The sequence below is a fragment of the Burkholderia sp. 3C genome, assembly GCF_054589155.1.
Genome location: NZ_BAAILN010000151.1, coordinates 1 through 7,528, shown reverse-complemented (window position 1 = coordinate 7,528; position 7,528 = coordinate 1). Strand labels below are relative to the sequence as shown.

At 68.3% G+C, this 7,528-nt stretch carries 9 protein-coding genes; 2 read left to right on the top strand and 7 right to left on the bottom strand.

Annotation, left to right across the window (positions count from 1 at the left end; all coding sequences use genetic code 11):
- Positions 1-77: 77 nt before the first annotated feature.
- Genes ACYP33_RS30955 through ACYP33_RS30940 form a run of 4 tightly spaced genes read right to left on the bottom strand, consistent with a single transcriptional unit; the run spans position 78 to position 2,711 of the window.
- Positions 78-1,415, bottom strand: a complete 1,338-nt coding sequence (locus tag ACYP33_RS30955; RefSeq protein ID WP_459625040.1) for an ATP-binding protein — start codon at positions 1,413-1,415, stop codon at positions 78-80.
- Positions 1,412-2,158, bottom strand: coding sequence for a response regulator (locus ACYP33_RS30950; protein ID WP_414447664.1), 747 nt, complete (start codon positions 2,156-2,158; stop codon positions 1,412-1,414). The genes ACYP33_RS30955 and ACYP33_RS30950 overlap by 4 nt, the downstream gene beginning before the upstream one ends.
- A complete protein-coding gene (locus ACYP33_RS30945) occupies positions 2,155-2,307 on the bottom strand; it encodes a hypothetical protein (RefSeq protein WP_459625039.1) in 153 nt (50 codons plus the stop codon). The genes ACYP33_RS30950 and ACYP33_RS30945 overlap by 4 nt, the downstream gene beginning before the upstream one ends.
- Entirely contained in the window at positions 2,304-2,711 is a 408-nt protein-coding gene (locus ACYP33_RS30940; RefSeq protein ID WP_459625038.1) for a GFA family protein, read from the bottom strand. The genes ACYP33_RS30945 and ACYP33_RS30940 overlap by 4 nt, the downstream gene beginning before the upstream one ends.
- A 192-nt stretch (positions 2,712-2,903) precedes the next feature.
- Here ACYP33_RS30940 and ACYP33_RS30935 point away from each other — a divergent pair, with 192 nt between their 5' ends.
- Entirely contained in the window at positions 2,904-3,530 is a 627-nt protein-coding gene (locus ACYP33_RS30935; RefSeq protein ID WP_459625037.1) for a thioredoxin family protein, read from the top strand.
- A 106-nt stretch (positions 3,531-3,636) separates the two neighbouring features.
- Here ACYP33_RS30935 and groL read toward each other — a convergent pair whose 3' ends face one another.
- From groL to ACYP33_RS30920, 3 genes are all read right to left on the bottom strand, one after another.
- Positions 3,637-5,274: a chaperonin GroEL gene (gene groL, locus ACYP33_RS30930; RefSeq protein ID WP_414447667.1), complete on the bottom strand. Its 1,638-nt coding sequence runs from the start codon at positions 5,272-5,274 to the stop codon at positions 3,637-3,639.
- Positions 5,275-5,291: 17 nt separating this feature from the next.
- Positions 5,292-5,582 carry a co-chaperone GroES gene (locus ACYP33_RS30925; RefSeq protein WP_414441888.1) on the bottom strand — a complete coding sequence of 97 codons (291 nt, stop codon included), beginning with the start codon at positions 5,580-5,582 and terminating at the stop codon, positions 5,292-5,294.
- A 274-nt stretch (positions 5,583-5,856) separates the two neighbouring features.
- A complete protein-coding gene (locus ACYP33_RS30920) occupies positions 5,857-6,840 on the bottom strand; it encodes an aldo/keto reductase (protein WP_414447668.1) in 984 nt (327 codons plus the stop codon).
- 152 nt (positions 6,841-6,992) lie between these two features.
- Between ACYP33_RS30920 and ACYP33_RS30915 the strand changes: the two genes are divergently transcribed.
- Positions 6,993-7,466, top strand: coding sequence for a hypothetical protein (locus tag ACYP33_RS30915; protein WP_459625036.1), 474 nt, complete (start codon positions 6,993-6,995; stop codon positions 7,464-7,466).
- Positions 7,467-7,528 lie beyond the last annotated feature (62 nt).

Below are 7,528 nucleotides of genomic sequence, written 5' to 3'. Positions count from 1 at the left end.
GCGACGGCAGGCTGCCGTCGCCGGGGCTGTAAACCTAGCGCAACTCGGAAAATCGTGCAGGCGGCCCGCGAGCCGGCTCAGGCGCGCGGCTTCAGCGTCAGCCGCGCGGCGAGGCCGCCGCCGTCGCGATTGCGAAGCGTGAGCGTGGCGTTCATGGCCTGCGCCAGTTGCCGCGCGATCGCCAGCCCCAGCCCGGTGCCGCCGGTGCCGCGATTGCGTGACGTCTCGATCCGCACGAACGGCTCGAACACGGCGTCGAGCGACGCCTCGGGGATGCCCGGCCCGCGATCGAGCACGGCGATCTCGGCGCCGCCAGCGGGCGTCAAGGTCAACTCGACTTGCGCCGCGCCGCCGAACTTCAGCGCGTTGTCGACCAGGTTGCCGATCACGCGCCGCAGCGCCTGCGGCGGCGCATCGAGCGATAGGTCGGTGCGTTTCGCGAAATCGACGTCCTGCCCGGCATCGAGGTAATCGCACACGATGCTGTCGAGCAACGCGTCGAGGTCGATGCGGCGCGCCGCCTCGGACGTGCTGTGCACGGTTCGCGCATAGGCCACGCCCTCCTTCACGAGCTGGCCCATTTCCTCCAGGTCCTGCCGCAGCTTGGCGGCCTGCGTTTCGTCGTCCATCACGTCGACGCGCAGCCGCATGCGCGTGATCGGCGTCTGCAGATCGTGCGAGATCGCGGCCAGGATCTGCATGCGCTCGGCTGTATACGTGGCGATGCGGTCCTGCATCGCGTTGAACGCGCGCGCGGCGCGCGCCACCTCGGACGGCCCCGATTCGGGCAGGCGCTCGCCCTTGAGGTCGGGGCCGAGCGCATCGGCGGCGTCGGCCAGCGCGTGCAGCGGACGGGTGGCGAGCCGCACCGCGATCCAGCAGCAGGCGGCCAGCACGGCAAGCTGCAACAGCAGCACCACGGGCAGCCAGCCCGACAGCGGAATGCCCGACATCGGATGCATGTCGATCGTCAGCGGCGTGCCGTCACTGAGCTTCAGGTGCACCTGCATGTGTTCGGTGTCGCCGGGGATCTCGTTGGCGGTGACGGCATAGGTGCGGCCGATGCCGTCGGTGATCGAGCGCTCGACGCGCGCCGACAGCGCGGCGTCCACCGGGCCGCCCGGCTCGCCCGGCCCCAGTTCGAAGCGGTAGCTGCGGCGCGCCAGGCGCGGCAGCCACGCGGCGCGCTCGCCGGGCGGCAGATGGTCGAGCAGCGCGACCGACGCCACCACCTCGCGCTCGATGTAACCCATCATCAGCGTGGTGGTGGCCTGGTCGCGCTCGGTCAGCGTCAGCCAGAACGACAGCATCTGCGCGACGGCGAGGCCCACGCAGAGGATCAGCGCGAGCCGCGCGAACATCGAGCGCGGCCCGTGCAGGCGGCCCAGGCGGCGGAAACCGTGGAGCGGATTCATGCGGGCTCGTCGATCGACGTGACCGACGACGAGAACACATAGCCCTCGCTGCGCAGCGTCTTGATGTAGCGCGGCTCGCGCGCGGTGTCGCGCAAACGCTGGCGCAGGCGGCTGACCAGCAGGTCGATCGAGCGGTCGAACGCGTCGGCCTGGCGGCCCTGCGTGAGGTTCAGCAACTGATCGCGCGTCAGCACGCGCTGCGGGTTGTCGAGGAACACGCGCAGCAGCCGGTATTCCGCGCCGCTCAGGGCCACCATCGTGCCGGCCTCGTCGAGCAGATGGCGGCCGGTGGTGTCGAGCCGCCAATCGCCGAACGCCAGCCATTGCGCGGCCTCGCTGACCTGCATGCCGGGCGGCAGCATGCGCGTGCGGCGCAGCACCGAGCGGATTCGCGCATACAGCTCGCGCACCGCGAACGGCTTGGTCAGGTAATCGTCGGCGCCCATTTCGAGGCCGACGATGCGGTCGGTTTCCTCGTCGCGCGCGGTCAGCATCACCACCGGCACGGCGCGATGCTTGCCGGCGCGCAGTTCGCGGCACAGCACCAGGCCGTCGTCGCCGGGCATCATCACGTCGAGCACGATCAGGTCCGGCGCGCCGTTTTCCAGCGCGGCGCGCATCTCGCGGCCGTTGGCGGCCAGCGAAATGCGCATGCCGTTCTTCTCCAGATACTGGCCGACCAGTTCGCGGATGCCGCGATCGTCGTCGACGATCAGCACGTGGTCCGGGCGCTCGGTGTTCATGCGCGGGCCTCGCGGCGGCGCGTCACGGCCAGCCCGCGCGCGCCGACGGTGTGGCACGCGTGCGGGTGCGCCAGCTCGGCGGCGAACCCGCCGGCCAGGAACGCGACGATCGCGAGCAGGCGCTGCAACGGGTGACGGGCGGGTTTCATGCGTCCTCCACGACGGATTGCGCCGCGCCGTTGGCCACGCTGAATGCCAGCGCGTACGGATCGACGCCGTCGAGGCAGCCGATGTTCACGCGCCAGCGCAGCGGATCGAGGCGCGTCTGGTGAAACGGGTAGATGCCGCAATGGCGGCAGAAGTAATGCTTCGCCACGCGGGTGTTGAACTGGTATTCGGTCAGCGCGTCCTCGCCGGCCAGGATCGTCAGGTCCTCGCGGGCCACCATCGACGACATCAGCGCGCCCTTGCGGCGGCACAGGCTGCAATTGCAGCGCACGGCCGGATCGAGCGCGGCGCGCACCGAGAAACGCACCGTGCCGCAGTGGCAGGCGCCCAGATAGGTTTCGACATGGGGTTCGGCGTGAGACTCGGCATGAGACTCGGCATTCATCGTGTGCACTCCTTGGCGATCGGGAATGGACCGATTTATAGCCGATCGCGCGCTGCGTTTTGTGTCGCAATGTATCTGAATTCCGCTCCGACACACAACATTGCACGGGCGTGGCGCGGCGCAAACATGGCCGATACAACCGGGCGTTCCAATGGCTTCATCGCCACTCGACGCCCAAGGAGGCTCCCCGTCATGCGACCGCTCACCCGCTTCTGGCCCTTCGCCGCGGCCCTGGCCGCCTGCTTCGCCGTGATCGCGGCCAGCCGCCCGCCTGCGTTTGCCGCCGGAACCACCGGCACCACCGGCCTCACCGCGCCGGCCGGCATTGCCACCACCGCGCCCGAGCTGGCCGGCATCGGCCACTGGCTCAACGGCCCGCCGCAGACCCTGGCGAGCCTGCGCGGCAAGGTGGTGCTGGTGGATTTCTGGACTTATACCTGCATCAACTGCATCCACACGCTGCCGCACGTCGAAGCGTGGTACGAGAAATACCGCTCGCAGGGGCTGGCGGTGATCGGCGTGCATACGCCCGAATACCCGTTCGAGCGCAGCACCGCGAACGTGGGCGACGCGATCGGCCGCTTCGGGCTGACCTATCCGGTCGCGCAGGACAACGACTACGCCACCTGGCGCGCCTACGGCAACCAGTACTGGCCGGCGTTCTACCTGATCGACCAATCGGGGAAGATCGTCTATCGCCATTTCGGCGAGGGCGATTATGCGCAGACCGAGGCCGAAATCGTGCGGCTGCTGGGGCAACCCGCCAACCCGGCGGCAGCCACGACGGAGAACCCGCCCGTGGCCCGGCTCGCAAGCTGATCGGGGCCCGAAATGCAACACGGGCGGCCGGCCGTATCGGCCAGCCGCCCGTGGCGGATCGCTTGCCCGAAGGTTCAAACGTTCGAACCTTCAGGCGTTCGGTGCTTCAGAACCCGAGATCCGGGCCGCCCGGCGCGCCGCCGTGGCCGGCCGGCGCCGTGGCCGCCTTCGGCGCTTCGAACACGCTGGCGTCGGTCGTCAGCAGCAGGCCCGCCACCGAAGCCGCGTTCTGCAGCGCCGTGCGCGTCACCTTGGTCGGATCGAGCACGCCCGATTCGACCAGATCGCCGTACTCGCCGGTCGCGGCGTTGTAGCCGAAGTTGCCCGAGCCCTCGGCCACCTTCGCCACCACCACGCTGGCTTCCTCGCCGGCATTCGCCACGATCTGGCGCAGCGGTTCCTCCAGCGCGCGCAGCACGATCTTCACGCCGGCGTCCTGGTCCGCATTGATGCCGCGCACCTCGCGGATCGCCTGCCGCACGCGGATCAGCGCCACGCCGCCGCCCGGCACGATGCCTTCCTCGACAGCCGCGCGCGTGGCGTGCAGCGCGTCGTCCACGCGGTCCTTCTTCTCCTTGACCTCGATCTCGGTCGCACCGCCCACCTTGATCACCGCCACGCCGCCGGCCAGCTTGGCCACGCGCTCCTGGAGCTTCTCGCGGTCGTAGTCGGACGAGGCATCCTCGATCTGGATGCGGATCTGCTTGACGCGCGCCTCGATCGACGCCTTGTCGCCGGCGCCATCGATCACAGTGGTGTTTTCCTTGCCCACCTCGATGCGCTTGGCCTGGCCCAGTTCGGCCAGCGTCGCCTTCTCCAGCGTCAGGCCGGTTTCCTCGGCGATCACCTGGCCGCCGGTCAGGATCGCGATGTCCTCGAGCAGCGCCTTGCGGCGGTCGCCGAAGCCCGGCGCCTTGACGGCCACCGTCTTCAGGATGCCGCGGATGTTGTTGACCACCAGCGTGGCCAGCGCCTCGCCTTCCACGTCCTCGGCAATGATCAGCAGCGGACGGCCCGCCTTGGCGACCTGTTCGAGCACCGGCAGCAAGTCGCGGATGTTCGACACCTTCTTGTCGTGCAGCAGGATGTACGGGTTGTCGAGAATCGCGACCTGGCGATCCGGGTTGTTGACGAAGTACGGCGACAGGTAGCCGCGATCGAATTGCAGGCCTTCCACCACGTCCAGTTCGTCGGCCAGCGATTTGCCGTCCTCGACGGTGATCACGCCTTCCTTGCCCACGCGGTCGATCGCCTCGGCGATGCGCTGGCCGATCGATTCCTCGCCGTTGGCCGAGATCGTCGCGACCTGCGCGATTTCGAGACTGGTGGTGGTCGGCTTGCTGATCTTCTTCAGTTCCTCGACGGCGGCCAGCACGGCCTTGTCGATGCCGCGCTTCAGGTCGAGCGGGTTCAGGCCCGCCGCCACGTATTTCTGGCCTTCGCGCACGATCGCCTGCGCCAGCACGGTGGCCGTGGTGGTGCCGTCGCCGGCCGTGTCGCTGGTCTTGGAAGCCACTTCCTTGACCAGTTGCGCGCCGATGTTCTGCAGCTTGTCGGCCAGTTCGATTTCCTTGGCGACCGACACGCCGTCCTTGGTCACGATCGGCGCGCCGAAGCTGCGCTCCAGCACCACGTTGCGGCCCTTCGGCCCGAGCGTGACCTTGACGGCATCCGCCAGCACGTTGACGCCTTCGATCAGCTTTGCGCGGTTGACGTCGCCAAATACGATTTCTTTTGCAGCCATATGGGTTTCTCTCAGGTTCAGACGTTGACGACCGCGACGATGTCTTCCTCGCGCAGCACCAGCAGTTCGATGTTGTTGACCTTGACCGTCTGCCCGGCGTACTTGCCGAACAGCACGCGATCGCCGGTCTTCAGATCCGGTTCGATGCGGCGGCCGTCGGTGTCGCGCCGGCCCGGGCCGACGGCGATCACTTCGCCCTGATCCGGCTTCTCGGCGGCGCTGTCGGGCAGCACGATGCCCGACGCCGTCTTGGTTTCCTGGTCGAGCCGTTTGACGATCACGCGATCATGCAGCGGACGAAGACTCATCGTTGCGTTCCTCTCGGTTGGATGCGGTGGGTTTGGCACTCGTCATGGGCGAGTGCTGATGAGGCCCAGTATAAAAACGGGGCGTTCACCGATCCAATAACGGATACGCGGATGGATATGAAAGCGAGGAAGTATGGTTATCGCGGGCAGCGATAAGCGGGGGGCCACGGTGGCGGCCCGGAAGCACGAGCCGATCGGGGCCGCCGCGGCAAGCGAACGCGGCCCCGGCGCGAACGCACGGGGCCGACGCAACAGTGCCGCTCAGGCCGTGAAATCAGGCCGTGAAGCCGGCCACCGCGTGCGGTACATACGGCGCTTCGAGCGTGGCGATCTCGGCGTCGGTCAACTTCAGTTCGAGCGCGGCCAGCGCGTCCGTCAGATGATGCGGCTTCGAAATCCCGACGATCGGCGCGGTCACGCCCGGCTTCTGCGAGACCCAGGCCAGCGCGACCTGCGCGCGCGGCACGTTGCGCGCGGCGGCCACCTCGGCCACGGCCTCGATCACCGCGCGGTCGGCATGCGCCGTGGCCGCGTACAGGCGGGTGCTGACATTGTCGCTGTCCTGGCGCGCCGAGCTTTCGTCCCAGTTGCGCGTGAGGCGGCCGCGCGCCAGCGGGCTCCACGGGATCACCGCAACGCCCTGATCCACGCACAGCGGCATCATTTCGCGCTCTTCCTCGCGGTACAGCAGGTTCAGGTGGTTCTGCATGCCGACGAATTCGGTCCAGCCGTTCTGGCGCGAGAGGTAGAGCGCCTTCGCGAACTGCCACGCCGCCATCGACGACGCGCCGATATAGCGCGCCTTGCCCGCCTTCACCACGTCGTGCAGCGCTTCGAGCGTCTCCTCGATCGGCGTGCCCGGATCGAAGCGGTGGATCTGGTACAGGTCGACGTAATCGGTGCCGAGCCGCTTCAGGCTGTGGTCGATCTCGGAGAGGATCGCCTTGCGCGACAGGCCCGCGCCGTTCGGCCCCGGGCGCATGCGGTTGTAGACCTTGGTGGCGATCACCACGTCGTCGCGCTTTGTGTATTCGCGCAGTGCGCGGCCGACGATCTCCTCCGAGGTGCCGTCCGAGTACATGTTGGCGGTGTCGAAGAAGTTGATGCCGGCTTCGATCGCCTGGCGAATGATCGGGCGGCTGTCGTCCTCGGACAGCGTCCAGGCGTGATTGCCGCGCGTCGCATCGCCGAAGGTCATGCAGCCGAGCACCAGTTTCGAGACTTCCAGGCCGGTCCGGCCGAATTTCACGTATTCCATGACTACCTCGTTGAAGGGTGATTTGCGCGGAATCATGCCCGATTCCGCGAATAGATGCGTCGATGTGACGCACAAGGCTAAGTACGTTTCGCGCAAAGCCAACCCAACTACTTCTTTTCTGCGAGCTTTCGATCTATCTACAATACGCGGCCATGATTCGACTTCGCCATCTGCTCGCGCGGCGCGTGACGAATCCGGCAGTGGCCGCGTTGCTGCTGCTGATCGTCGCGTTCCGCCTGCTGCTTCCGCCCGGCCTGATGCTCGCCACGAGCACGCGCGCGGAAGCGGCCGGGTTCGTGATCTGCGGCGGTCATGGCGCGCTGTTTGACGAGACGGCCCCACGCGGCGTCAGCGTCGATCACGCCGCGCAGGCTGCTGCCGCCGATCTGGCCGCGGCGCTGACCGGCTCCCCGCCGCCGTCGGCCCACCCACATGGCAGCGATCTCTGCCCGTTCAGCGCGGCGCTCGGCATCGGCCTGGCCACGGTGCTGCCGATGCCGGCCTACTGGCTGCGCATCGCCACCGGCAACCACCCGCCGCGCCTGGCCCAGCCCATCCGCCCGGGCAACGACCCCGCCCGCGGCCCGCTCGGCGCCCGCGCCCCACCCGCCCCGCTGCATTCCTGAGCCCACTGTCCGGACCTCGACCGTCCCGTAGCTTCGCGCGTTTGATCGCCGCGCGACGGGCC

Excerpts from the sequence above, each read along its gene's own strand:
- ACYP33_RS30955 (WP_459625040.1), bottom strand. The coding sequence starts at position 1,415 with ATGAATCCGCTCCACGGTTTCCGCCGCCTGGGCCGCCTGCACGGGCCG.
- ACYP33_RS30950 (WP_414447664.1), bottom strand. The coding sequence starts at position 2,158 with ATGAACACCGAGCGCCCGGACCACGTGCTGATCGTCGACGACGATCGC.
- ACYP33_RS30945 (WP_459625039.1), bottom strand. The coding sequence starts at position 2,307 with ATGAAACCCGCCCGTCACCCGTTGCAGCGCCTGCTCGCGATCGTCGCG.
- ACYP33_RS30940 (WP_459625038.1), bottom strand. The coding sequence starts at position 2,711 with ATGAATGCCGAGTCTCATGCCGAGTCTCACGCCGAACCCCATGTCGAA.
- ACYP33_RS30935 (WP_459625037.1), top strand. The coding sequence starts at position 2,904 with ATGCGACCGCTCACCCGCTTCTGGCCCTTCGCCGCGGCCCTGGCCGCC.
- groL (WP_414447667.1), bottom strand. The coding sequence starts at position 5,274 with ATGGCTGCAAAAGAAATCGTATTTGGCGACGTCAACCGCGCAAAGCTG.
- ACYP33_RS30925 (WP_414441888.1), bottom strand. The coding sequence starts at position 5,582 with ATGAGTCTTCGTCCGCTGCATGATCGCGTGATCGTCAAACGGCTCGAC.
- ACYP33_RS30920 (WP_414447668.1), bottom strand. The coding sequence starts at position 6,840 with ATGGAATACGTGAAATTCGGCCGGACCGGCCTGGAAGTCTCGAAACTG.
- ACYP33_RS30915 (WP_459625036.1), top strand. The coding sequence starts at position 6,993 with ATGATTCGACTTCGCCATCTGCTCGCGCGGCGCGTGACGAATCCGGCA.